Origin of the sequence: Gordonia sp. VNK1 (assembly GCF_040049135.1) — a bacterium.
GTDB classification, from domain to species: Bacteria; Actinomycetota; Actinomycetes; order Mycobacteriales; family Mycobacteriaceae; genus Gordonia; species Gordonia oleivorans.
The window spans coordinates 1-23,817 of record NZ_JBDZDJ010000004.1 but is presented as its reverse complement, the minus strand read 5'-3'; the positions used below and the strand labels follow the sequence as shown (position 1 = coordinate 23,817).

The window sequence follows — 23,817 nt, the reverse complement described above, 5'->3', positions numbered from 1 at the left end:
CGTCGTTGGGCGGTCGATCGAACCTCTCGACCGTAGCCCGTCGACACCGATCACTCGAGGTGTATCCGCGATGACGCATTCCTGGTTCACGACGGAAAGGGTTGCCGTGCCCCGGGTTCAGCGTTCGCCGGGTACGCGTTCGACGCCCATGCCGAGCCTTTCGGGCACGTGCATGCGGGCGAAGATGCGCGACAGGTCGCCGGGTACGCGGCGTCGTGTGCCGAGGCTGACCAGCACCATCGTGGCGAAGGCCAGCGGCACGGTGACCGCGGCCGGATAGCCGATGATCACCGCGGGCCACCCGCCGAGGGCCTCGTCGTCGATGACCCCGGCGATCGCCAAAGATGTTGCGGTGCCCGAGGACACGCCGCCGATCACCATGCCGCAGATCGCGCCCATCGGGGTCAGTCCACGCCACCAGATACCCAGGATGAGCAGCGGACAGAGGGTGGAGGCGGCCACCGCGAACACCAGGCCCACGGTCCGCGACAGCTCCAATGACGCGGTCGCCAGGGAGAACACGATCGGCAGCGTCCCGCCGATCACCGCCGCGATCCGGAAGTCGCGGATGCGCCCGGACAGCACGTCGGTCGACACCGCGCCGGCGACGCTGACGAGCAGACCCGACGAGGTCGCCAGGAAGGCCGCGATCGCACCCGCGGCCACGAGGGCGGCGAGGAGTTGCCCGGCGAGCCCACCGACCGCCGCCGACGGCAACAGCAGCACCGCCGCGTCGGCGGTCCCGGTGATCAGCAGCTGCGGCACGTAGAGGCGTGCGAACACACCCAGCAGGAGGGGAAACAGGTAGAACAATCCGAGCAGCGCGATCACGGTGAGTGCGGTGCGACGGGCCGAGCGGCCGTCGGGATTGGTGTAGAAGCGCACCAGCACGTGCGGCAATCCCATGGTGCCCAGGAAGGTCGCGATGATGATCGAATACACCTGGAACAGTGGATGTTCACCGCCCAGACCACCGCCGGTGGACAGCCACGCCGCCCCCGTCGTCGGCGCCCCGGCGATCACCGGGGTGGCGGCACCGGCGTCGAGGTGAATGGTGGTACCCGACCGCAGGGTGTACTCACCGGGGGCGGGGAATCGGCCGTCGCGCATCTCGTGGCCGTCGACGACGCCGGTGACCCGCACGCCCGCGACCGCGGGCACCGCGACGACGGTGTCGGTGGTGACGTCCACGGTGGTCGCGACGTCGACCCGCGGTGGTGCGGGTTCGCCGACGGCGTGGCGATCACCGAGGAACACGATCACCAGGGCGAGTGCGGGAACGCCGATCGCGGTGAGTTTCAGCCAGTACTGGAAGGCCTGCACGAAGGTGATCGACCGCATCCCGCCGCCGACCACGTTGACGATGACGATCACCCCGACGGCCACCGCACCCACCCACACCGGCACGCCGAGCAGGATGTTCAATGTCAGTCCCGCGCCCTGGAATTGGGGGATCAGGTACAACACGCAGATCACCACCACGACGATCATCGCGGTCTGGCGGGCCGGGCGGGACGCGAGCCGGAACTCGGCGAAGTCCGGCACGGTGTAGGCGCCGGACCGGCGCAGCGGCGCGGCGACGAACAACAGCACGCCGAGGTAGCCGGCGGTGAAGCCCACCGGATACCACAGGGCGTCGGCGCCGTACTTGGCGACGAGTCCCGCGACACCGAGAAAGGATGCCGCCGAGAGGTATTCGCCGGAGATCGCGGCCGCGTTCCAGCGTGATCCGACACTGCGGGAGGCCACCAGGAAATCGGAGGTGGTGCGGGCGAAGCGGCCGCCGTAGGCGCCGATGACGATGGTGGCCAGCGCCGCGACCACCAGGGCGGTCGCGGTCAGCACCGACTCACTCATCGTCGGCCATCGGTGGCCTCGGAGGTGCGCGCGTCGTCGTCGACGACCCCCATGAAGTCGCTTTCGGCCTGCTCGGCCAGCCGCACGTAGAGGCGTCCGAATCCGTAGAAGACCGGATACAGTGCGACACCGAGCACCAGCCAGGACAGTCTGATGCCGAACACGTCGAAATCGGCGAGGCTGGGAAAAATGATGCCCAGCAACGGAATCAGTGCGATCAATGCGACGATGCTGACGCCGAGTCGCAGGGCCAGTCCCAGTTGTGCGCGCATCAGCCCGCGGACGAGGGCGTCGCCGACCTCGGTCTGCTCATGCACCTCGACGCGGGTGCGGACGATCCGGGCGCCGCGGCGTTGGGCGAGCACCACCCGTTCGCGTTGCGGTGGGCTGTTCACTGCTCGTCCCCGGATCGGTAGGCGCGCATGGGGTCCCGGATCAGTCGGTCCTTGAGTTCACGAACCTGCCTGCGGCTCACCGGGAGTTCGACGGCGTCGGCGGAACCGTTGGCGCGCACACACACCACGGTCGTCGAGCCGGCCGACCGCAGGCCGGTCACCATCGGCAACGCCACCAGATACGAGCGGTGGATGCGTGCGAAACCCTTGTCCTGCCAGCGCGATTCCAGCGTGCTCAGCGGGATGCGGACCAGGTGTGCGCCGGTGGCCGAATGCAGTCGTGCGTAGTCGCCGACCGCCTCCACCCAGGAGATCGAGTCGCGACGCACCAGGGAGGTCACCCCACCGAGTTCGACGGGGATGACGTCGTCGTCGCGACCGGACTCCGGTTCCGCGTCGCGGTGTCCGGCGACGGCGGCCTCCACCCGTTCGATGGCCTGCCGTAATCGCTCATCCCGCAAGGGTTTCAGCAGGTAGTCGAGGGCGCCGACGTCGAAGGCGTCGACGGCGCGATCGTCGTGGGCGGTGACGAACACGATCGCCGGCGGATCGCTGAGTTTGCCCAGGACGGTGGCCAGTTCGATGCCGGACAGTCCGGGCATGTTGATGTCGAGGAAGACGGCGTCGATGGTGTGGTCGTTGAGGGTGCGCAACGCCTGGGTGGCATCGGAGGCCGAACGCACCTCGCCGATGCCCGGTTCCCGGGAGAGCAGGAACACCAGTTCGTCGAGGGCGGGCCGCTCGTCGTCGACGGCCAGAACGCTCAGGGGCACGGCGAATCCCATCTCATTGCTGCTTCATCACACCTGCACGCCGGCACGGAACTTCGGGACGCGCATACCGACCTTGGTTCCGGCGCCGATGCCGGTATCGACCACTAGACCGTAGTCGTTGCCGAACGCCGCCCGCAGCCGATGATCGACATTGGTGAGCCCCACGTGGGCGCCCGCGGATTCGCCGCGTTCCCGAGCGGACGGTCCGGGCGGATCGAGCGCGTCGATCTCACCCGACCGCAACAGCTCCGGGTCCATGCCGACGCCGTCGTCCTCGACGGTGATCACACAGTCGGCGCCCTCGTCGCGGGCGATGATCGTGATGGTGCCGCCGCCTTTGCCGGCCAGTCCGTGCCGGACCGCGTTCTCCACGAGTGGCTGCAGGGCCAGGAACGGTACGACGACGCCGAGGACCTCCGGTGCCACCTGTAACCGCACGTCGAGGGCGGTGCCGAAGCGGGCCCGCTCCAACGTCAGGTAGCGGTCGATGTTGCGCAGTTCGTCCGACAGCAGGGTGTACTCACCGGCGGCACGGAACGAGTAGCGGGTGAAGTCGGCGAACTCGATGATGAGTTCGCGGGCGCGGTCCGGGTCGGTCCGCACGAACGACGCGATCGTGTTGAGCGCGTTGTAGATGAAGTGCGGACTGATCTGCGCGCGCAAGGCCAGGACCTCGGCGCGGTCCAGGCGGGTGCGTGACGCGTCGAGTTCGGCCAGTTCCACCTGATCGGCGACGTAGCGGGCGACCTCGGCGATGGCGCCGAGCTTGCCGGGGGTGGGGTGGTCGACGGTGACGACGACCAGCGCACCGGCACCCACGTCGTCGGCGATCAGCGGTTGGGCGATGAGCGTTCGCACCGGCGACTCGGGGCCGGACGGGTCGTTCACCAGGACACGTCGCTGGTCGGTCAGAGCGGACGTGGCCGCCGTGTCCGCCGCCGCGATCAGCAGCTCATCCCACGTGACGATGTCGGTGGCGTCGTGGGCGAGCAGCGACGGTTCGGCGTCGTAGAGCGCGATGCCGTCGGCGGCGGTCAGGGAACGCAGCGGCGGGAGGGCGTCCCGCGCGGCGTCGGCGGTGAGGCCGCCACGCAGCGACCGAGCCGCCAGCGACGCGGTGTGCAATGCCGTGTGCACGGCACGTTCGGTGGGGGTGGCGACGACGCGGCGGGTGCGGACCAGCACGATCAGCCCGGCAACGACGGCCACCGCGACGATCGCGAGCGCGATCGCCAGACCGCTAGACATGACAACTCCCGGATGTCGACCTCACGTGTGTCATTGTCGCGCGTTCGAATGGTCCGGTATGAGGCGAATGGGGGATGTGTCGTAGCGTACCGAGGACATGTCGGGGGCTGTGGGAAGTGGCCCATGGATGCGGAGGTGTGGGACGTGCGCAGGATTTCGGCGCGAGTCATCGGTGGAATCGGGGCAGGGTTGCTGGCTGCGGCGACCCTGACCGGGTGTGGAGCACTGCCGTTCGGCAGCTCGTCGACCGTGTCGTCGGTGACGGAGAGTCAGGACGGTGGCGGTGACGTCGCCTTCGACGCGAACATCGGCGACTGCGTCTACCTGTCCGGCACGACCTTCGACGCCGAGATCGATCACGCGACCTGCGGGCAGGATCCGGCGAACTACGTCGTGGTGGCCAAGGCTCCGAACAAGGAGGCCTGCCCGTCCGACGTCGACCAGACCTACTACGTCACCCGCGGCTCGACGCAGACCGGTGCCCTGTGCCTCGACACCGACTGGGCCGTCGGCGAGTGCATGACCGTGCCGAGTTATGGCGACCCCACGCACGTCGAATGCACGTCCTCCGACTCGGACGCGCTGCGCGTCCTCGAGATCATCCCCGGTACCACCGACGACAGCCGGTGCCCGGATGCGACGACAAACTACTACACCTACGACGAGCGACAGAAGGTTGTCTGCGTGGAGAAGTTGCAGGGCTGACGGGCTCCGACGACTCGACCAGCGGTAGGTGACCTCCCGCTGGTCGAGTGCCGACGAGCTTGCGAGTCGGTGTATCCGTCGGGCCGAGCTTGTCGAGGTCGAGACCACTTCCGCAATTCGACAGCGCAATACCTCCCCCGCTGGTCGAGTGCGCCGCGCGAGCGAAGCGAGCTCGTCGCGTATCGAGACCACCCTCGCAAGGTGAAAGTATCACGTAAGCAACCGGTTCAACCCCCGCTGGTCGAGCGCGCCTGGTCCCCGCTGGCCGAGTGCGCCGCGCGAGCGTAGCGAGCTCGTCGCGTATCGAGACCCACTTGCGTAAGTTGAAAGCTCCACCCAAGCAACAGCTCCCACTCACCAGGGTGGCCACGACCTCGACAGGCTCGGCCCGGCGGATACGGGGCTCCGCAAGCTCCGCCCCACTCGGCCAGCGGTGGGCAACCCCCGCTGGCCGAGTGCCGACGAGCTTGCGAGGCGGTGTATCGAGGCCACTTCTGCAACCCCCGCTGGCCGAGTGCGCCGCGCGAGCGAAGCGAGCTCGTCGCGTATCCGCCGGGCCGAGCTCGTCGAGGTCGAGACCACTTCCGCAGTTCGACAGCGCAATACCTCCCCCGCTGGTCGAGTGCGCCGCGTGAGCGAAGCGAGCTCGTCGCGTATCGAGGCCACCTTCGTAAGGTGAAAGCCTCACGCAAACAGGCGGTTCAGTAACCCCCGCTGGCCGAGCCGACCTTCCGTTAGCCGACCCGCCCCTCCCGTTGGTCGAGCCGGTCCGGAGCGATAGCGGAGGACCGAGTCGAGACCTCCGCAACCCGACGACGAAACCGAGTCACCGCCAACCGAACACGGCTCTGCCGACACTGACAGCGCTCACCCCCAACCGATTCCGCGGCGGAAAGACTTGTCGGTGGCCGTCGCTACACTTGACTCAGTTCAGTTGAATCGAACGAGCAAAGGGGGTGAACATCATGGCCACCAACACAATTACCGGCAGCAAGGCGCCGGAACTGTCGATGACCGCCGACGACGCCGCCATGATCGATCACCTCCCTGTCGAGGCGGCCACCGCCCTGGCCCGATCCCTGCAACGCCAGGAACGGCAAGTGATCGCGCGGAAAGTGCTGTCCGCGGCGCGGATCGGGCACACCGTATACGACGAGATGCTGCTCTCGGGCCATCAAACCAACGTGCACACCACCGGCGCCGTCGACAAGTCCGCGACCGGCAAGGTATCCACCACCCTGGGAGTATCGGTGCCGCAAGCAACGGCGTGGATGACGTTGAGCTTTCTGCTGTCAACGCTCCCGACCGTGACCGCCGCATTCCTCGACGGTGACCACTCCCTGGAACGCATCCGCATCATCGCCGACGAGATCGTCGTCCTGTCCGACGATGACGTCCGTGCCTTCGCCGAAACCCGTGCACTGCAACTCGCCGAACGCAATCAGGCCGATACGACCCTGCGGGATCAGGTCATCGAGATGGTGATCGCCCTGGATCCCGACGGTGCCGCCGACCGTCGCGAGGAGCCGCCGCACGGGATCAGAACGTGCGGGTGCGCCGGGACACCAACGGGCACTGCAGCATCTCGGTCTACGCACCAGGCGAGATGGGTGCCCACCTGGCGGCGCGGATCGCGAAGATGATCAGTGAGCGGATCTGCCCGCGTGATCCGCGTCGTCAGGGTCAGGTGCAGGTCGCGGCGTTCGCCGAAATCCAAGGACTGCCCGGCGCGCAGCTGTCGTGTGAGTGCGGTCGGGGCGACTGCTCGCGGGCGATCCCCTTGCCGGACGAGCCCAGTGGCCTGACCGACCTCGACATCGACCCCGACGACGCGACTGATCTATCTGGCGATGTCGAGGTCGATGCGGACGCCGATCATGGTGAGCCTGATGAGATCACCGACGACGCCGACGGTGCGGCAACGGATACCGTCGAGGCGCAACCCGACACCGACACCGACACCGAGACCGATTCGCAGTTGTCGCTGTCGTTGATCACCGACCCGTCCGGGCAGCGGGAAGCCCGGCTGGAGTACTTCGGCGTGATTGACAACTCCCACGCCCGATCGCTGATCAGCTCGGGGCAACTGGTGACCGTCAGCGAGTTTCCCACCCTGGACATCCCCAGCATCAACACCGCCACCTCACTCGATCGGATACCCGCGGCGTGGCGTCGCCTCGACGATCCGTTCCCCGCGGCACCGATCGACCCCACCGGACACGGCGGACATCTGCTCCCACCGCCGGGTGCGTTGACGTATCGGATACCGGCATGGTTGCGGGAGAAGATCATCGAGTTGGATGGCACCTGCCGGTACCCGCATTGCGGCCGCCCGGCCAGTGAATGCCAGATCGATCACCTGGTGAAATTCGTGCACCAGGATCCGATCACCGGTGGCTGGACCGTGGAATTCAACCTGATGCCGTTGTGCACCCCGGACCATCAGAGAAAACACATGGGGTTGTTGATCCCCACCATGCTGTCGGATCGGGCTGTCATCTGGCGCGACCCGGTCACCGGGGAGACCATTACCACCTATCCGCGGTAGGTCACTACCGTCGGGTGGTGCTGCGCTGCAATTGTTTTCCAGCATCGGGTTGCGTGGTCTCGACACGCCACGGGCTCGCAAGCTCGCACGAGGCGGCTCGACCGGCGAGACGGTGACGGCTCGACCGGCGGGAGTTTTGGTGCGCTGCAGTCGGTTTCCAGCACCGGGTTGCGTGGTCTCGACCGGAGGGGATGGTCGGCTCGACCGACGAAACGGGGCGGCTCGACCGGCGGAAGTCGCCCGCCGGCCGAGCCGCATGTCGGTCCTCAGCCGTTGTCCCGCAACTCCCTTCGCAGGATCTTGCCGGTGACGGTCTTCGGTAGTTCGCCGACGATCTCCACCGCGCGCGGATACTTGTAGGCTGCCATCTGTTCCTTGCAGAAGGCGATCAGGTCGTCGGGTTCGACGGACTCACCTTCGCGAAGGGAGACATAGGCTTTCACGGTTTCGCCGCGGTAGTCGTCGGGTACCCCGACGACCGCGGCCTCCCGGACGGCCGGATGGGTGTAGAGGACGTCCTCGACCTCCCGTGGCCACACCTTGTACCCGGACGCGTTGATCATGTCCTTCTTGCGGTCGACGAGATAGAACCAGCCGTCGGCGTCCATGAAACCGACGTCACCGGTGTGCAGGGCACCGCCGGGGATCGAACTCGCCGTCGCCTCCGGCTTGTTCCAGTACCCCGCCACCACCTGTGGACCGGACGTGACGAACTCGCCGACCTCGCCGGGCGCGACGTCGTTGCCGGCCTCGTCGACGACACGCACCACGGTGTTGAACACCGGCACGCCCACCGACAACGCTCCCGACGCCGGATCGACCGGAGCCCGGACACCTAGTGGCACACCATGAGACGGGGAATTGGTCTCGGTGAGCCCGTAGATGTTGTGAATGTAGGCGCCGAAGACCTCCTCGAGGCGGTCGGCGACCGCCGGTGCGATCGGAGCGCCACCGGAGTACAGGATGCGCAGACTCTCGAAATCGTCGCGGGTGGCTCCCGGTGCCGACGCCAGCGCGTTGAACGCGGTGATCGCGGCGACCGTGAACACCGGACGATGCTCCCGGATGGCGTCGAGCATGACCGACGGTTCGAAACGATGCGCAAGCACCAGCGGCGATCCGGCGATCATCGCGAACATGACATGCCCGACCAGCCCGGTGATGTGGAACAGCGGTGCCACGCCCAGCACACCCTCGCCCGGCTTGAGGCCGGTCCAATCCCGATACGTCTGCGCATTGAACGCCAGGTTCCCATGAGTGTTCATGGCGCCCTTGGGATTACCGGTGGTACCCGAGGTGTAGGCGAGCACCGCGACGTCGTCGGGGCTCAACGTCACCGGCGGCAGCTCCGCGCCGATGTCATCGTCGATGATGGTGAGCAGGTCCAGCGTTCCCTCCGGCTTCGTCCGGGTGAGTCCGGCGAAGAGACGCTCGTCGTTGCGACCCTGGAAGTCCAACGGCGAGCAGGTGATCACCGTGTGCACCGACGTGGTGCCGGCCGCGATGACCTCCTTGGCGACGGTCTCGTACAGGTCGTCGAGGGTGAGCAGAGCGACCGCGCCGGAGTCGGTGAGCAGATAGGTCAACTCCCGGGCCTTGTTCATCGGGTTGATCGCCACGGCGGCACCACCGGCCCGCCAGGCGGCGATCAGACCGATGACGAACGCCGGATTGTTCTGCACATACAGGGCGAGTCGGTCGCCTGCGTTGAATCCCTTCTCGCGCAACGTGACCGCCACGGCACGTGACGCCTTGTCGACGTCACCGAAGCTCAGTGAGCCGTCGAAGTAGAGCAGGAACGGATCATCGGGATGATCGGCGACCGCGGCGTCGAAGATGTCGAGTCCGGTGCGGTACTCGACGTCGATGTCGGGTGGCGACCCCGGCGGGTACAGCGCCAGCCAGGGCCGGTCGGTGTAGGTGGGGCCGCTCACTTGAGCACCACCGGGTTGACCGGGGAGCCGGTCGCATTGTGGATCTTCAGCGGCGCTGCGACATAGAAGAATTCGTACACGCCGTCGGCGGCGCAGTCGGCGGCGAGCTTCTCCATGTCGCAGATCTCGGTGAAGGTGACGCCGAGGTTGCGCATCAGGGCGTTGTGCAGCACCAGCGCGACGCCGTTGTGCGGGTCGGTGGTGATCTCGTTGGCGATCGTGTCGGTGACGAGGTTGGGGATCTCGTTGTTCTGGAACCACTCCACGAGTTCGGGGGAGTACACCAGGCCGGGCTCGCAGAAGTCGTCGTAGAACTTGTCGCCCTGGCGGAAGAACAATTCCAGATGGTTGGTGCGGATCAACAGGATGTCGCGCGGCTTGATCTCGATACCCTGTGCGGCGGCGCACTTCTCGAGGTCGGTGTGGTCGAAGGTCTCGCGGGGTCCGAGGCAGTCGACACCGCGGAAGCGGGCCATGTCCAGCAGCACCGCGCGCCCGGCGACGCCTCGTTCGGCGATGGGTTCGACGCTGGCCTTGTCGAGTCCGCCGACGGTGGTGCGGGCGTCGTAGCCGTTCCAGATCTTGCCGCCGTACCAGACGTGCCCGAGTGCGTCGTACTGGGTGGAGCCCTGCAGGAAGGCGTTGATCTTGTCGTCGGCGTAATGCAGTCCGCCGGGGAAGGCCGGCCCGTCACCGCCCTCGTCCCAGTGCGACTCATCGAGGATCATCTCCCGGGTCGCCGGGCTGCGTCCGGGCCACACCGGGTCACCGTCGGGGTCACCGATCAGTCGTTGCAGCGTGAACAGGGCGCCCTTGCGGATCAGCGCGGCACCGGCGAGCACCTGCTCGGCGGTCAGGTAGTTGAGACTGCCCACCTCGTCGTCGGGACCCCACTTCCCCCAATTGCTGGGTGCGCCGTCGAGGAGCTCGGTGAGGTCGGGAGCCTGTGGTGCGGATGTCATGGTGTGGTCGCCTCCATCGATTCGTCAGGTCTGAACAGTCCGAGCGATCGTTCGGACCGGGTTCAGTGAGATGAGGATCACAGATGGACCGGGCGTGCGTCAACCCCCGCCGCCGCAGGCCCATCGGCGGCGATCGGAGCTCGCAGATGTTCAGTCGGGCTGAACCCGATGGCCCATCATGGTCAGCGCCAACCGGGCGTACTCGGCGGCCACCTCGTCGGGGGACTGCGGCCCGCGAGGCGAGAACCAGTAGGGCAGCGCCATGCACATGGTGGCGATGGCGCGGCCGGTGTTGTGGGGTGTGTCGGTGGTGAACTCGCCGGTCGCGACGGCGCGGGCGGCCGCGTGGTCGAGGCGTTGCTGGATGCGACGGCGATTGTCGGCGATCCGCGACCGGTCGGGCTCCTCGAGGCTGCGCATCTCGGTGGCCACGATGAAGGCCAGGTCACGCCGATGGGTGTGGCACAGTGCCAGTGCCTCCACCATTCTCGCGAAACTCTCGACTGGAGAATCGGTTTCATCGGATGCGGCGGCCATGCGCCAGGTGATGTCGGCGATCGTGAGATCGCAGAGAGCGACGAGCATCTGCTGCTTACTGCGGTGATGGTGATAGATCCCGGCGACGCTGATGCCCGCGGCGTTGGCCACCAGCCGCATCGTGGCGCCGTGATAGCCGGTCTCGGTGAACACCTCCACCGCGGCCGAGAGCACCGGGTCCAGATCGAGGTCGGCGAAGTGGCGCCAGTCGCCGGAGGCGGGATGTGCGGCGTCGGCCACCGGTGCCCCGGCGTCGAAATCGAGGAGCGTGGAACTCGGCACGTCGAGTGCGGCGGCGATCGCGTTCAGCCGGTCGATCGTGACGGCGACCTTGTCGTTCTCGATCGCACTCATGGTGCCGACGCTGACGCCGAGCGCGCTCGCCAGCGCACGCAGGGTGATCCCCGCGTGTTCACGGGTGCGTCGAACCGCCGATCCGACCGCACTTCGTTCAGCCATGCTGAACACGGTAGGGCATCGGTGCGCTACCTGTCCGCGCGTTCGCCGGACACAGGAGGTCACGCGTTCGTACACTCGCGGACGCGATGAACACACCCGCAGCACCGGACTCCGATTACCGCCTCGACGTCTACGACCGACGTCCGTGGTTGGCCCACTATGCACCGGGTCTGGGAGCGCACCTGCGGATCGGTGTCGCCACCGCGCTCGACATGTTCGACGCGACGGTCGCCGCGCACCCCGACGACATCGCGATCGCCTACTTCGACCGCGTGCTGACGTGGTCCGAACTCGACCATGCGGCCGGCGCCGTCGCCGCGTTGCTCATCGCCCGGGGATTCGCGCCGGGCGACCGGATGGCCCTGATCCTGCAGAATGACCCGGCCTTTGTCATCGGGTTGATCGCGGCGTGGCGCGCCGGGGGAGTGGCCGCGACCCTCAGCCCGATGTCGACCGCCGACGAACTAGCCGCACGGCTCGGTGAGTACACCCCGACGGCACTGCTGGCCCTCGACGACATCTACGAGGATCGACTCCGGAACCTGTTGGGCGACGGGAACTCCGGGATACGGGTGGTGCTCACCGCGTCGCCGATCAGTGGTGTGAGTAGTCCGGATGCGAGGTTGTTCTCCGATGCCGACTTCGGACGACGCGCGCCCGCCGACACCATCGATCTCGACGCGCTGATCGCCGGGTGGCCGACGGATGGGACGGTGCCGGCACGACCGGTCGGCCCGCTCGACACCGCGGTGCTGATGGCGACGTCGGGAACCACCGGACCACCCAAGGGAGCGCGCCTGACCCATGCGAACCTCGTGTTCAGTGCCCACGTGTACCGGGACTGGACCGGTGCGACGCGCGACCCGGTCCTCGGTGCGTCGCCGGTCTTCCACGTGACGGGGCTGATCGGTGGCGTCATGCTCGCCACCCTGCTCGGCGCAACCCTGGTGCTCACCCACCGCTTCCACCCCGAGGTGATGGCCGACGCCATCCGGCGTCACCGTCCCGGTTTCATGGTCGCGGTGATCACCGCCTACATCGCACTCGCCGACGAATCATCGATCACCGCAACCGAACTGGAGCCGCTTCGACTGCGGCTGTCGGGCGGCGCACCGATCGATCCGGAGACCGCCCAGCGCATCGCCGACCGGCTCGGCGGCTACATCCACAACGTCTACGGACTCACCGAGACCACCTCACCCACCCACATGGTGCCCCTCGGCAGGGATGCCCCGGTCGACCCGGAAACCGGTGTGCTGTCGGTCGGGGTGCCGGTGTTCGACACGTCGGTACGGGTCGTCGACGAGTCCGGTGCCGATCTGCCCGCCGGTGAGATCGGTGAGCTCGTGGTGGCCGGACCGCAGGTGGTCGACGGCTACTGGCAGAACCCACGGGCGAGTGCGGACACCTTCGTCGGCGGCGAATTACGCACCGGCGACCTGGGATTCATGGACGCCGACGGCTGGTTCTACATCATCGACCGCAAGAGTGAACTCATCAACGCGTCCGGGTACAAGGTGTGGCCCACCGAGGTCGAACGTATCGTGCGCACCCATCCGGCGGTCGTCGACGTCGCCGTGGTCGGCATCCCCGACGAGTACCGGGGTGAGTCGGTCAAGGCGTTCGTCGTTCTCGCCGAACCGGATTCGGTGTCCGAGGCCGGGCTGATCGACTACTGCCGCGACCGTCTCGCCGCCTTCAAGTACCCGCGGGAGATCGAGATCGTCGGCGAACTCCCCCGATCGGCGACGGGAAAACTGCTGCGCCGCAAGCTGCGGTGACCCGAACGGCGCTCGCCTCACGCCCGGGTGCCCGAATCCACCTTCTGATCGTCGCGGACCACGGCCTGCCCGGCGACCCGCGCATTGCCGGATATCACCGCGTCGTCCCCGATCTGGGCCGCCCCGGCGACCTCGGCGTGGCCGTGGATACGGGCCCGCCCATCGACGACGGCCGATCCGGAGACGATCGCGGAGTCGCCCACCCGGGCGTGGCCGCGAACGGTTGCCCGATCGCCGATGCGGCACCGGTCACTCACGATCGCGAACTCGTCGACGCGGGCGTGGCCGCCGATCTTGGCTCGACCACAGATCCGCGAGTTTCCGTCGATGCTCGACGCGTCCCCGATCGCGGCCTCCTCGTACACCCAGGCCGAACCGGACACCGATGCGGTGCCGCTGATTTCGGCGTCACCGGAGATGCGAGCCGTGCCCGACACCGTCGCATCGCCGAACACCGAGGCGTTGCCGTCGACGCGTGCGGTACCGGAGATGTCGGTGCGGTCGCCCACGAAGGCGTTGTCACGCACGCTCGCGTTCTCGCGGACCCGCGCGTCGCCGACCACCCAGGCGTCCTCGCCCACCCATGCCTGATCGCCGATATCACGACGATTGGAATGCACGATCTGCACCGACCGTCGCCCCCGACTTGGTCTTCACCTTCCGCACAAACGCCACCCCAGCAGCCCAAAACCCCCACCGCTAGTGTCCACACCGACACCCATCAACCCAGGTCACAGCCCCGCCATCCGCGAGTTCACGAAATTGAGCCAAGTCAGGCCTCGAGTTGGAAGTCGACGCCGCGTCATGACTATCGGATGGTGTCGGCGTCATCGGTGTCGAGGCGCGTCCCGTCGATGTCGTCGATGAAAGACAAGATTTCTACGCACGCCATGGGCTGCATGGCAGCGGATGCTGGATGGTAGGGGAGTCCGTGAGATTCCCGCCGCGATGTGCCCACTTTGGGGGAAGATTCCGGTTCCGGAGAACCTGCCAGGCATGTCGAGCTGTGAGGTCACGCACAAACCTAGAGTTGATCATATGCATCACGTGATTTGATGTGGCGTACTTCTGCACGCAGCTGATTCACGGTTCTGACGCAGCGGTTTGCTGGCGCCGGGGGTGTGTGGGTTTGCGATTACATATTCATCAGGGTCTGGGGGATCAGAATGAAGCAAGTTGTTCACGCACACCTACCGCAGGTGCTAGCGAACCGGTCCGGTCGTGTACGCCGACACGCGCACGGGTTGTTCGGGGTGCCCGCCGCGCTGGCTGTCGTGCTCGCCTCAGTGATAGCCGCATTGTTGGCTGGAGGTGGGGTTGCTTCGGCGACAGCGCATCCGACGCGGGATGGGCACACGATCTATCTCAATGCATATTCGGTGAGGGCGACCCCGATCGGTTCGGTGGATGCGTTCTCGCGGGAAGCGTTGCTCTCGGCTGATGTGCATGCCGCGGTGCGCGGCATCACCGGTGGTGAGGCGGTCCAGGCGACTCTCGAGGTTGGCTATCAGATCGGGTATCCCGTGTCGTTTGCCCCGACCGGGGTGAAAGTGACTGCGCATACGCCGGAGTTGAAGCTCAATGCTGGGGTGAACGCGAAGATCGCACCCACAGTCAACATCTCCTCTGGCGGTGGTGGTGGGTCGATTGGCGAGATCGGTGCCGAGGCTGGTGCGGAGGCGACAGTGATCCCGTCGGCGGATCTGGAGTTCGAGGTGGGTGCGGGCAAGGTTACTACGGTTACGTTGGCCGAGATCGCATTGACGCGGCCGACGGCCGACATTGTGCTCTCCGGTATCCAATTGTCGATGTCGAATGCGTTGGGGGCGGTACAGGTTCGGCCGTACGCCAAGATTTCGGTCATTACCGAGACAGGCGTTTACGTATTCACCGAGTACGGCGTCCAGAAAGCTATCTGACCACCGTTCGGCACGAACTCTCGCAGAGCCGGGCTGGTAACGGCACCGCAGGGACACTGTGTGCAACCTGACGTCGGTTCTTGCTGGCGCTCGAGGTAGTGCGGTGATCGCGCTAACACATTGGCGCCCCCACCAGGGGAGGTCACGACGGCCGGCGCCAGTCGCCAACAGTCCGCGCGTGTGGCGGTGGCCTCCCCGTCACACGCGAGCCTTCTTGCTCAAATTCTTCGATCTGACAGGAGATCTGTTTCGCATGAACGCGCTACATCACGACAGTAGGGGGCGGAGCGGTCGTCACCGCGCTGCCACACCATCCGGCCTGTGCCGGTGGGTGACACGGGTTGGGCCCGATCCATGGTGAGCGGTGGCTTGTGGTCGGTTGCGTCTCAAGCCTCCTTGGTCGCCGATGCGTCCTCGGTGCCCCAGCCTGTGCCAGCCCATGTCGAGGTGGATAACCCGGATTGCCTGGCCTACCAGCGGGTGTGGTTTCAAGGCTCGGTGTTGACCCATCCCGCAGATGATCCACGTATGACGTCACGGGCACCGATCCTGCCTGGCTGTCTCACTTCGCCGGGAGTTCCCGACACGACCGTTCTTGCCGCCAATCTGAAGGGAGAGTGACCCAGCTATGGGACAGCACACCCACACCCCGGCGGCTTTGGGCCGGGCGGCGAAGGCGGCGCTTCTTGCGTTGGGCTGCATCGTTGCGGTGACCGTGGTCGCGATCACGCTGATCAGCGCACCAACGAGCAGCGCGGAAACTCCCGCCGAGCGGTGCAAACGCGAAACTACCGCCTACAACACCGCGTGGAAACAGGCATGGGTGCTGGCGCATCCCGGCAGTACCGTCGATGACGCGCCCACCCCAAATCCGCCGTACAAGTGTGGTCAGAACAACGAGACCACCCCGACCATTACGACACCAAGTACCACCGAGGAAGCCCCGACCACCACCGAAGCCTCGACTGAGACGAGCAGTTCCTCCCCGGCGAGCGGACCGAACCTGAACCCGCCCACATCGACAAGCAGCCCGGCAGCGAATATCACGTCCGGGCAGGCTCCAATTCGAAGTGGTCAACGTGACGGAACTAAAGCTAGCCTTTGCAGCGATGCTGCCGGACACATTCTGAAATCTGTAAGCCTCTCGAATGCCTATATGTTGTGTCAAAATGGCGGTGTGGTCAGCGTTTACGAGGAAAATGGTAATCGGTCGTTTGTTGGTAATATTTTCTCGGGTAGTTTTCAGGAGACAACAGGAAAGACCGCTGCTGACGTGACCCGGTTAACCAACGGGTACAGGGAATCGGCCTCGTCGCGGTCTGAGGTGGATACGAATCCCGACCCGTGTAACCCGAATGGCAATCCGTCGAAGGAGATTCTTCTCGTAGACCCCTGGCACGCAAGAGCGAATGCCGATATCTGTTACGGAAAGATTGAGAATACCACACTGTTGAGGACGCGTGTGGTGTGGTCCGAATGGCTCCGTTATCAAATGAATCAGGAGCTGACGAATCGAAGTAATCAGGTAGTTCGTTGGACGAATTTGATATCTACGGATCAGCCTGATGTGCGACTGGGGTGGAACTTGCGCGAAGATGTTCCTGGTGAAGATCCGTTCTTTGGTCCTGAGGAATATGAAAATATACCCTATTGGCGCAATAGTCAGGAATCGCGGGCGCAATACGGTGTTCCATATGAAGAGGAGATCTATCTCCATCTGACGAATGATCGTACGTACATTAGCGGTGGTAGGCACTACTTCCCTGAGAGGGAGAGTAACATCAACATTAGGATGCCTACGTTCTACTGCTCTCCGGGCACTCGTCGCAACCCGACGCCATGCAACTTTCCTGGCGCGCCTACATCGTGATGGGAACTATCTGATGTCTAGTAATCTGATCGGCGAGTTCGCCAAGGAACTTGGCCGAGTCATTGAGATTCAACGAACTGGTGAAATCAAGGCGCGATGTCTATCCTGGAATTCGAAACGAGATGCCCCGTTGGTGTGGCGATTTCGAACCAATACGATCGATCGCTCGTTTATTGTGGAGAATGAATTTGGAATCCATTTCTTCTATGATCCGAATCATGGTTACGGGTACGGAGAGAACGTGGATTTCTCGACAGCTGACCCTTTGGTTAAATGGTCCCGAGCGCCGAAGATATTCAGATTGTGTTTTCCTGTCGATCTCGACATATGGGGCGGCAGCGATGACCGCTGGAAGTTTGTAGATTTTGACCCAACGGCAACTAGCGAAACGACCGAGTTCTATCTCGCGAGCACGTCTGTACCTGAACTCCGTCGCACCCTGGTGTACAACCATATCGACCGACTTCTTACGAGGCAGCTGACATTCAAAGGCGGCGAGATCGTCGCGGAACGACGTATCTATGACATTGACCGGCCGCGTCGTAGGCCGTTGGTGGGTCACGAGGACGGAGAGTACGTGATTGCTGGTCAAAGGGACGTAGAACATGGTTGAGTTTCAACATATCCTCGCCGCGGCGTCGGCGTCACTGGTCTTCTGCGGACTGCTGTTCACCCTGGCTCGGTGGTACCAGCGTCAGCCCGGGCTCAGTGCACGTAAATCGGACTCGCCTTCATTCCGATGACGTTGCCGATGTGCGCGATGTCCTTACTGCACCGGCAAGATCGTCTCCAAATTCGTTGGCACGCACATCATCACGTTCGGTCTGTGCCTGGTTGCCGCCGGACAAGCGAGCGGGACTTGGGCGACTGCATGGGTGATCGCCTGTGAATTGTGCCTTGTCGCTGCGTGCGCCACATCCATCCCTGCTGCCACTGAGGTGATCTCCGTCAACGCGCCCGCCGAGTACGTGGCTTTCGGCACATGGCGCTCTCAACGCAGGTCGACAGGCAGCGTCGGCGCACACCTTCTCGTAGACATCCGACGATGTGCGGGTGTTCGAGACCGGCCGAGAGGTGGGCCTCGCGTTGGAAGCGCCGCCGGAAGGCCGGGTCGGCCGACACCGACGCGTTGGGCACCTTCAACGCGACCATCCGTGGCAGACGCGGATGGTGTGCGGCGTAGACCGTCCCCATCCCGCCCTGGCCGACGATCTCGGCCAGTCGGTGTCCGGCGATCTGCGCATCCGGCGACCCGCGCATGATTCACCCTTCCCGCACCCCGACGGTGTGCCGACGGCACACACATATCGTGGCGAAAGTAGCACCATGAGGTCACGATCGCGTATGTAGCGCGGGGAACGGGTCATTCGCGCGACTGTGCGGCCTCCGCACTGACCAACGGGACGCATCCGCAAGCATGTCGGCGTCCGTGTGCGGCGATGGCGATGCCCGATGCCGATATAACCGGGACGAGCCGATATAACCGGGATGAGCCAGCGCCCTCGCGTCAATTATTGACGCGAGCCGGCGTATTCATCCCGGTTATATCGGCATCCGGGCCGGGGACCGCGGGAGCTGCGGCACACGAGCGGGCCGTAAACACCACGATGCCGCCCCACGACATGCGTGGGACGGCATCATGCGCAATCTCCGACCGAACGAAACCGAGAGGTTCAGCCCTCGGTGGCCTCACTCTCGGTGGCCCCGGACAGCGGGGTCTCGGGAGCGTCGGCCGATGCGGTCTCCGCCTGCACGGCGGACGACTCATCGGAGATGGTGATCTGGCGGGCGCCGGCCGGTACCGCCTTGGCGAGTTCGAGTGTCAGTACGCCGTCGGTGAGGGTTGCCGTCACGGCGTCGGCATTGACCTCCTGGGGGAGGCGGAGCCGGTAGTCGAACTTCCCGGTGCGACGTGTCTGGTGGCGGACCTTGCCGGTCCGCTCGGTCTCGGCGGTCTCACCGTGGATGTGCAGGATCTTCTCGTCGAGTTCGACGGTGACATCCTCACGCTTGATGCCGGGCAGTTCGGCCTCGACGCGGTAGGCGCCGTCGGTTTCCTCGACGGTGACCGCGGGTGTCCAGGCGTCGGCGAAGCGGGGGGAGTCGAGGCCGGCAAAGGCGGCGTCGACGACGTCGAGCAGGCCGCGCGGGTCGTCGAAGGGGCGGAACGGTGTGAACAGCGGCGCGGCGGCACGACGACGGGCGGGAACGAGGCGGGTGGTTGCCATGACGAGTCCTATCACTTGCGGGTGAGTACTTATGTCAAGTTGAGCGCATGACGATCAACTTTTATTCCGTTGGTATTCGCGGGCTCGGAGTGGACCGGAAGGCCGACGCGTCGCCGTCTGTGCGGCACAATGCGGAGCTATGGATCGCGCCCCGTCGGTACAGCCCACACCGGCAGACGCCGTGATGGAGGAACTCCCGCCGGCCGACTGGGGAGCCCATCCCCGAACGCTCGCCGACGTGCTGCCGTGGATCGGCACGACGCTGCTCGACCCTGGTACCGCGACGGAAGGGATGCCCGACCTCGCCGCGTCGACGGTGGTGCTGCTGATGGTCGACGGCCTCGGTGACCGACTGCTGCAGCGGCACGCCGACGACGCGCCCACCCTCGCCCGACTGCGCGCGGCCGGACTGCGCGCCGGGTTCCCGTCGACCACCGCCACCTCGATCACCAGCCTCACCACCGGCGCGCCCTGCGGGGTGCACGGCATCATCGGCTACGCCTTTCGGCCCGACGACGATTCCCGCACCCGCGGTACCCCGCGGCTGCTCAACGCCCTGCGCTGGACGATGGATCGTTCCGACGGCCCGTCGGCGCTGGTGACCTATCCGCCGAACCTGGTGGCGCCGTTGGCCGGAGCGCTGGCCGGCCTCGCCGACGCGGGCGTGGAGATCTCCTACGTGATGCCCGGTGAGTTCCGCGGCACCGGCCTGACCCAGGTGGCGTTCCGCGCGACCGGACGCTACTGGCCGGCCAACTCGTCGGACACCGTTCTGGAGGGGGTCGTCAACACCCTCGTCCGCCGCAGCAAACGGCCCCGGTTCGTCTACGCCTACCTGTCCGACCTCGACGCCGCCGGGCATCGGTACGGCCCGGGATCACCCGAGTGGCTCGGGGCGCTGCGCACGGTGGATCGCCTCGTCGCCGACATCGCCTCGAGCCTCCCCGCCGACGCCTCCCTGGCGGTGACCGGCGATCACGGCATGCTGGCGGCGGGCCGTCGCATCGACCTCGACATCGAGGACGCGCTGACCGCCGGGGTCGCGATGATCGCCGGCGAGCCGCGGGTGCGGCATCTGTACACCGAGGACGGTGCGCGCGACGACGTGCTCGCGGCGTGGGCGCAGGTGGTCGGCGACGACGATGCGCGTACGGCGACCCGCGAGCAGGTGCTCGACGAGGGCTGGTTCGGCCACGCCGTGCCACCCCGGATCGCGGCCCGCATCGGTGACATCGTCGCCGTCGGACAGGGGACGACGGTGCTGGTCCGAGGCGAGGCCGAGCCGTCGGAGGCGACGATGATCGGCCATCACGGCGCCTGGACCGCCGACGAGCAACTGGTGCCGCTGCTGGTGGCCTCCGGCTGAACACGGGGCCGGTGTATCCGGACGGCGGTCACACCTTGCACTCACCAGGGTCGAGTGCTAAAACGGACGTTGGCACTCACGTACTGCGAGTGCCAGGTCGGGACGGTGAGATCGGCACCTGACACGCCGGTCGTCCGTCGCGGGCACCGAGTTCCGGCCATACGAAACCTAGTGTCACCCCCTATCGGAGGATCACTTACCCATGGCCAAGCAAATCGCGTTCGACGAAGAGGCCCGTCGCGGCCTCGAGCGGGGTCTCAACAGCCTCGCCGACGCAGTCAAGGTGACGTTGGGACCCAAGGGCCGCAACGTCGTTCTGGAGAAGAAGTGGGGCGCCCCCACCATCACCAACGACGGTGTCTCCATCGCCAAGGAAATCGAGCTCGAGGACCCGTACGAGAAGATCGGCGCGGAGCTCGTCAAGGAAGTTGCCAAGAAGACCGACGACGTCGCGGGCGACGGCACCACCACCGCCACCGTGCTTGCCCAGGCTCTCGTGCGTGAGGGTCTGCGCAACGTCGCTGCCGGCGCGAACCCGCTGGGTCTCAAGCGCGGCATCGAGAAGGCCGTCGAGGCCGTCACCGAGTCGCTGCTGAAGAGCGCCAAGGAGGTCGAGACCAAGGAGCAGATCGCTGCCACCGCGGGCATCTCGGCCGGCGACCCCTCGATCGGCGAGCTCATCGCCGAGGCGATGGACAAGGTCGGCAAGGAAGGCGTCATCACCGTCGAGGAGTCCAACACCTTCGGGCTGCAGCTGGAGCTCACCGAGGGCATGCGCTTCGACAAGGGCTACATCTCGGGCTACTTCGTGACCGACGCCGACCGCCAGGAAGCCGTCCTCGAAGATCCCTACATCCTGCTCGTGTCGGGCAAGGTCTCGACCGTCAAGGACCTGCTGCCGCTGCTGGAGAAGGTCATCCAGGCCGGCAAGCCGCTGCTGATCATCGCCGAGGACGTCGAGGGCGAAGCCCTCTCGACCCTGGTCGTCAACAAGATCCGTGGCACCTTCAAGTCCGTCGCCGTCAAGGCCCCGGGCTTCGGTGACCGTCGCAAGGCCATGCTGGCCGACATCGCCATCCTCACCGGTGGCGAGGTCATCAGCGAAGAGGTCGGCCTGTCCCTCGAGGGCGCCGGCGTCGAGCTGCTCGGCACCGCCCGCAAGGTCGTCGTGACCAAGGACGAGACCACCATCGTCGACGGCGCCGGTGATGCCGACGCGATCGCCGGTCGCGTGGCGCAGATCCGCAGCGAGATCGAGAACAGCGACTCCGACTACGACCGTGAGAAGCTGCAGGAGCGTCTGGCCAAGCTGGCCGGCGGTGTTGCGGTCATCAAGGCCGGCGCGGCCACCGAGGTCGAGCTCAAGGAGCGCAAGCACCGCATCGAGGACGCCGTCCGCAACGCGAAGGCTGCCGTCGAAGAGGGCATCGTCGCCGGCGGTGGCGTGGCCCTGCTGCAGTCCGAGCCGGTCATCGACGGACTCTCGCTGGAAGGCGACGAGGCCACCGGTGCCAACATCGTCAAGGTTGCGCTGTCGGCTCCGGCCAAGCAGATCGCCTTCAACGCCGGCCTCGAGCCCGGCGTCGTCGCCGACAAGATCCTCAACTCGCCGAAGGGCACCGGCCTCAACGCCGGCACCGGCAACTACGAGGACCTGCTGGCCGCCGGCATCAACGACCCGGTGAAGGTCACCCGCTCGGCGCTGCAGAACGCAGCCTCGATCGCGGCCCTGTTCCTCACCACCGAGGCCGTCGTCGCCGACAAGCCGGAGAAGAACCCGGCCCCGGCAATGCCGGGTGGCGACGAGATGGGCGGCATGGGATTCTGATCCCGCCGCTCGCTGGTTGAGGTTCTCGAAACCCTGAGTTCTCGAAACCCCAACGCTCACAGCGTTACTCGACCGAAGGCCGGTCACCCCGAGTGGGTGGCCGGCCTTCGGCGTCTCCGTCGAGTGGGCGTCCTTTCCCGTCGAGTGGGCGCTCAACCAAGGACCCATACCGCGGCTGAATCGGGACTTGGCGGGGGACCCCCAACGAAATCTTGGGCGTGCCCAATACGGCTTAGCCGTGGACCAGTGTTACGCGTCGTCGGTGTGTTGACGTGTCGTTTGCCGACGCGTTCAACGGCTCAGCGTGCGTCGGTTGTCCATCGTCCGGGGGAATATTGAGCCGCACGGCGACGGCCTCCCCTGTGCTCAGAGTTGAATGTCATCACTGTGGGTTCAGACTGAGGAGGACGGCGGTAGCTTGTTTCCTGCGAACGTGATTCACGCCCAGTCGTCACTTGGTCCAAAGCGTGAAGCGACACGGGAGTGCTCGTTCTCGATCGAGAATCGGAGGGACGCTCCATATTTGGTGTTCGGGTGTCAGGCTGTCGACAGCTGCGTCCTGACGCCGCCGCTCCTCGCCGCTTCCTGGCCGCTCCTTATGAGCCGCGATGCGGTGGGCCAGTGTCCCGACTTCTGAGAAATGTCAGACCCGTCGACTTGGCTGATGGACGGATTGCGCCGGTAGAGACCAAAGGATGTGTAGTGCTCAGTCGTCAGGTGCAGTCTGCATGGGCGAAGTCGCGGCGGCAGACCGGGGAGTGGATGTCGCTGATCCGGCATTCTGAGGATTCGGCCGAGGTTGCCGGATATCTCTGGCATTGCTGGCTCGCGGACTCGACAAAACGATTCTTGAGTGAAGGTTTCACCGACGACGAGGCGTGCACCCTCGGGAGATTCTTGGCTGCGACTCACGATGTCGGAAAGCTCAGCCCGACGTTCGCGATCCAGGTTGAGTCGCTGTCGAACACTCCAGGAGGAATCGATCTCGTCGGTCCTATGCGGGACGCAGGATTTCACTTTCCGGCGGGCTGCAGCAAGCGTCCCGGAGTTCCTCATTCGGTGATCAGCTATCACGCAATCCATACCTTCCTGCGCAAGGAATATGGTTTCCGGCCTGGTGCGGCAGAGCGGGTTGCCGTTGTGGCCGGTGGGCACCATGGAGTGCCGCCGTCCACTGGTGCAGCCGGTCCCCGGAGTGTCAGCAGCACATACTTCGGCGGACCAGAGTGGGCTTCCGCCCGTACCGAGTTGATCACTCATCTCGCGGCAGAACTTGGGCTCTTGTGACGTAGTTGTGGGTGGGTTCGGCGTGGCGTGAGGGCGCAACGCCGTTGTCCTGCTTAAGGTTTGGTTTGCGAAGACTAAACCTGAGGAGTTCCGGCGTTGCGCATGTCCAGTGTAGTGCAG

The 23,817-nt window shown here is 65.7% G+C and carries 20 protein-coding genes; 10 read left to right on the top strand and 10 right to left on the bottom strand.

Features of this window, described 5'->3' with window-relative positions; all coding sequences use genetic code 11:
- Positions 1–117: 117 nt before the first annotated feature.
- From ABLE94_RS05930 to ABLE94_RS05915, 4 genes are read right to left on the bottom strand one after another with little or no spacing between them, the layout of a single operon-like run.
- On the bottom strand, positions 118–1,857 hold the full coding sequence (locus ABLE94_RS05930) for a sodium/solute symporter (RefSeq protein ID WP_348808288.1): 1,740 nt from the start codon (positions 1,855–1,857) through the stop codon (positions 118–120).
- The gene (locus ABLE94_RS05925; protein ID WP_348808287.1) at positions 1,854–2,252 is read right to left on the bottom strand and encodes a hypothetical protein; all 399 of its coding nucleotides are present in this window, start codon (positions 2,250–2,252) and stop codon (positions 1,854–1,856) included. Before ABLE94_RS05925 ends, ABLE94_RS05930 begins: the two co-directional genes overlap by 4 nt.
- Positions 2,249–3,037, bottom strand: a complete 789-nt coding sequence (locus tag ABLE94_RS05920; protein ID WP_348808286.1) for a LytR/AlgR family response regulator transcription factor — start codon at positions 3,035–3,037, stop codon at positions 2,249–2,251. Before ABLE94_RS05920 ends, ABLE94_RS05925 begins: the two co-directional genes overlap by 4 nt.
- A 15-nt stretch (positions 3,038–3,052) precedes the next feature.
- Positions 3,053–4,273, bottom strand: coding sequence for a sensor histidine kinase (locus tag ABLE94_RS05915; protein WP_348805198.1), 1,221 nt, complete (start codon positions 4,271–4,273; stop codon positions 3,053–3,055).
- A gap of 123 nt (positions 4,274–4,396) precedes the next feature.
- Here ABLE94_RS05915 and lppU point away from each other — a divergent pair, with 123 nt between their 5' ends.
- The 3 genes from lppU to ABLE94_RS05900 all read left to right on the top strand — a co-directional run bounded on the left by lppU (position 4,397) and on the right by ABLE94_RS05900 (position 7,526).
- Complete coding sequence (gene lppU, locus ABLE94_RS05910; protein WP_348808285.1) at positions 4,397–4,978, top strand: LppU family putative lipoprotein; 582 nt, start codon at positions 4,397–4,399, stop codon at positions 4,976–4,978.
- A gap of 965 nt (positions 4,979–5,943) precedes the next feature.
- On the top strand, positions 5,944–6,621 hold the full coding sequence (locus tag ABLE94_RS05905; protein ID WP_348805196.1) for a DUF222 domain-containing protein: 678 nt from the start codon (positions 5,944–5,946) through the stop codon (positions 6,619–6,621).
- On the top strand, positions 6,585–7,526 hold the full coding sequence (locus tag ABLE94_RS05900) for an HNH endonuclease signature motif containing protein (protein ID WP_425476151.1): 942 nt from the start codon (positions 6,585–6,587) through the stop codon (positions 7,524–7,526). The genes ABLE94_RS05905 and ABLE94_RS05900 overlap by 37 nt, the downstream gene beginning before the upstream one ends.
- A 266-nt stretch (positions 7,527–7,792) precedes the next feature.
- Here ABLE94_RS05900 and ABLE94_RS05895 read toward each other — a convergent pair whose 3' ends face one another.
- From ABLE94_RS05895 to ABLE94_RS05885, 3 genes are all read right to left on the bottom strand, one after another.
- Positions 7,793–9,460: an AMP-binding protein gene (locus ABLE94_RS05895; protein ID WP_348805194.1), complete on the bottom strand. Its 1,668-nt coding sequence runs from the start codon at positions 9,458–9,460 to the stop codon at positions 7,793–7,795.
- Positions 9,457–10,422 (bottom strand): cyclase family protein, encoded by a 966-nt coding sequence (locus ABLE94_RS05890; RefSeq protein ID WP_348805193.1) that lies wholly within the window; start codon positions 10,420–10,422, stop codon positions 9,457–9,459. The genes ABLE94_RS05895 and ABLE94_RS05890 overlap by 4 nt, the downstream gene beginning before the upstream one ends.
- A 150-nt stretch (positions 10,423–10,572) precedes the next feature.
- Positions 10,573–11,418, bottom strand: a complete 846-nt coding sequence (locus ABLE94_RS05885; RefSeq protein ID WP_348805192.1) for a TetR-type transcription factor C-terminal domain-containing protein — start codon at positions 11,416–11,418, stop codon at positions 10,573–10,575.
- 86 nt (positions 11,419–11,504) lie between these two features.
- Here ABLE94_RS05885 and ABLE94_RS05880 point away from each other — a divergent pair, with 86 nt between their 5' ends.
- Positions 11,505–13,199 (top strand): class I adenylate-forming enzyme family protein, encoded by a 1,695-nt coding sequence (locus ABLE94_RS05880; RefSeq protein WP_348805191.1) that lies wholly within the window; start codon positions 11,505–11,507, stop codon positions 13,197–13,199.
- A 17-nt stretch (positions 13,200–13,216) separates the two neighbouring features.
- Here the strand turns inward: ABLE94_RS05880 and ABLE94_RS05875 are convergent, their stop codons facing one another.
- Entirely contained in the window at positions 13,217–13,828 is a 612-nt protein-coding gene (locus ABLE94_RS05875) for a hypothetical protein (protein WP_348808283.1), read from the bottom strand.
- A 624-nt stretch (positions 13,829–14,452) separates the two neighbouring features.
- On the opposite strand from ABLE94_RS05875, the gene ABLE94_RS05870 reads away from it, so the two are divergent.
- From ABLE94_RS05870 to ABLE94_RS05860, 3 genes are all read left to right on the top strand, one after another.
- Positions 14,453–15,118, top strand: coding sequence for an MspA family porin (locus ABLE94_RS05870; RefSeq protein ID WP_348808282.1), 666 nt, complete (start codon positions 14,453–14,455; stop codon positions 15,116–15,118).
- 628 nt (positions 15,119–15,746) lie between these two features.
- The gene (locus tag ABLE94_RS05865) at positions 15,747–16,988 is read left to right on the top strand and encodes a hypothetical protein (RefSeq protein WP_348808281.1); all 1,242 of its coding nucleotides are present in this window, start codon (positions 15,747–15,749) and stop codon (positions 16,986–16,988) included.
- A gap of 13 nt (positions 16,989–17,001) precedes the next feature.
- Entirely contained in the window at positions 17,002–17,601 is a 600-nt protein-coding gene (locus ABLE94_RS05860; protein WP_348808280.1) for a hypothetical protein, read from the top strand.
- A 335-nt stretch (positions 17,602–17,936) separates the two neighbouring features.
- Here the strand turns inward: ABLE94_RS05860 and ABLE94_RS05855 are convergent, their stop codons facing one another.
- Both ABLE94_RS05855 and ABLE94_RS05850 read right to left on the bottom strand, forming a co-directional pair.
- Positions 17,937–18,248 (bottom strand): protein kinase family protein, encoded by a 312-nt coding sequence (locus ABLE94_RS05855; RefSeq protein WP_348808279.1) that lies wholly within the window; start codon positions 18,246–18,248, stop codon positions 17,937–17,939.
- A 413-nt stretch (positions 18,249–18,661) separates the two neighbouring features.
- On the bottom strand, positions 18,662–19,216 hold the full coding sequence (locus ABLE94_RS05850) for an Hsp20/alpha crystallin family protein (protein ID WP_348808278.1): 555 nt from the start codon (positions 19,214–19,216) through the stop codon (positions 18,662–18,664).
- 139 nt (positions 19,217–19,355) lie between these two features.
- Here ABLE94_RS05850 and ABLE94_RS05845 point away from each other — a divergent pair, with 139 nt between their 5' ends.
- From ABLE94_RS05845 to ABLE94_RS05835, 3 genes are all read left to right on the top strand, one after another.
- Positions 19,356–20,582: an alkaline phosphatase family protein gene (locus tag ABLE94_RS05845; protein WP_348808277.1), complete on the top strand. Its 1,227-nt coding sequence runs from the start codon at positions 19,356–19,358 to the stop codon at positions 20,580–20,582.
- A 202-nt stretch (positions 20,583–20,784) separates the two neighbouring features.
- Positions 20,785–22,410: a chaperonin GroEL gene (gene groL / locus ABLE94_RS05840; RefSeq protein ID WP_348805187.1), complete on the top strand. Its 1,626-nt coding sequence runs from the start codon at positions 20,785–20,787 to the stop codon at positions 22,408–22,410.
- Positions 22,411–23,112: 702 nt separating this feature from the next.
- Positions 23,113–23,697 carry a CRISPR-associated endonuclease Cas3'' gene (locus ABLE94_RS05835; protein WP_348808276.1) on the top strand — a complete coding sequence of 195 codons (585 nt, stop codon included), beginning with the start codon at positions 23,113–23,115 and terminating at the stop codon, positions 23,695–23,697.
- The last annotated feature ends 120 nt before the right edge of the window (positions 23,698–23,817 follow it).

What these genes read in the sequence shown, in the direction of transcription:
- ABLE94_RS05930 (WP_348808288.1), bottom strand. Translation starts at nt 1,857, where the DNA reads ATGAGTGAGTCGGTGCTGACCGCGACCGCCCTGGTGGTCGCGGCGCTG.
- ABLE94_RS05920 (WP_348808286.1), bottom strand. Translation starts at nt 3,037, where the DNA reads ATGGGATTCGCCGTGCCCCTGAGCGTTCTGGCCGTCGACGACGAGCGG.
- ABLE94_RS05915 (WP_348805198.1), bottom strand. Translation starts at nt 4,273, where the DNA reads ATGTCTAGCGGTCTGGCGATCGCGCTCGCGATCGTCGCGGTGGCCGTC.
- lppU (WP_348808285.1), top strand. Translation starts at nt 4,397, where the DNA reads ATGGATGCGGAGGTGTGGGACGTGCGCAGGATTTCGGCGCGAGTCATC.
- ABLE94_RS05905 (WP_348805196.1), top strand. Translation starts at nt 5,944, where the DNA reads ATGGCCACCAACACAATTACCGGCAGCAAGGCGCCGGAACTGTCGATG.
- ABLE94_RS05900 (WP_425476151.1), top strand. Translation starts at nt 6,585, where the DNA reads ATGGGTGCCCACCTGGCGGCGCGGATCGCGAAGATGATCAGTGAGCGG.
- ABLE94_RS05890 (WP_348805193.1), bottom strand. Translation starts at nt 10,422, where the DNA reads ATGACATCCGCACCACAGGCTCCCGACCTCACCGAGCTCCTCGACGGC.
- ABLE94_RS05885 (WP_348805192.1), bottom strand. Translation starts at nt 11,418, where the DNA reads ATGGCTGAACGAAGTGCGGTCGGATCGGCGGTTCGACGCACCCGTGAA.
- ABLE94_RS05880 (WP_348805191.1), top strand. Translation starts at nt 11,505, where the DNA reads ATGAACACACCCGCAGCACCGGACTCCGATTACCGCCTCGACGTCTAC.
- ABLE94_RS05865 (WP_348808281.1), top strand. Translation starts at nt 15,747, where the DNA reads ATGGGACAGCACACCCACACCCCGGCGGCTTTGGGCCGGGCGGCGAAG.
- ABLE94_RS05860 (WP_348808280.1), top strand. Translation starts at nt 17,002, where the DNA reads ATGTCTAGTAATCTGATCGGCGAGTTCGCCAAGGAACTTGGCCGAGTC.
- ABLE94_RS05855 (WP_348808279.1), bottom strand. Translation starts at nt 18,248, where the DNA reads ATGCGCGGGTCGCCGGATGCGCAGATCGCCGGACACCGACTGGCCGAG.
- ABLE94_RS05850 (WP_348808278.1), bottom strand. Translation starts at nt 19,216, where the DNA reads ATGGCAACCACCCGCCTCGTTCCCGCCCGTCGTCGTGCCGCCGCGCCG.
- ABLE94_RS05845 (WP_348808277.1), top strand. Translation starts at nt 19,356, where the DNA reads ATGGATCGCGCCCCGTCGGTACAGCCCACACCGGCAGACGCCGTGATG.
- groL (WP_348805187.1), top strand. Translation starts at nt 20,785, where the DNA reads ATGGCCAAGCAAATCGCGTTCGACGAAGAGGCCCGTCGCGGCCTCGAG.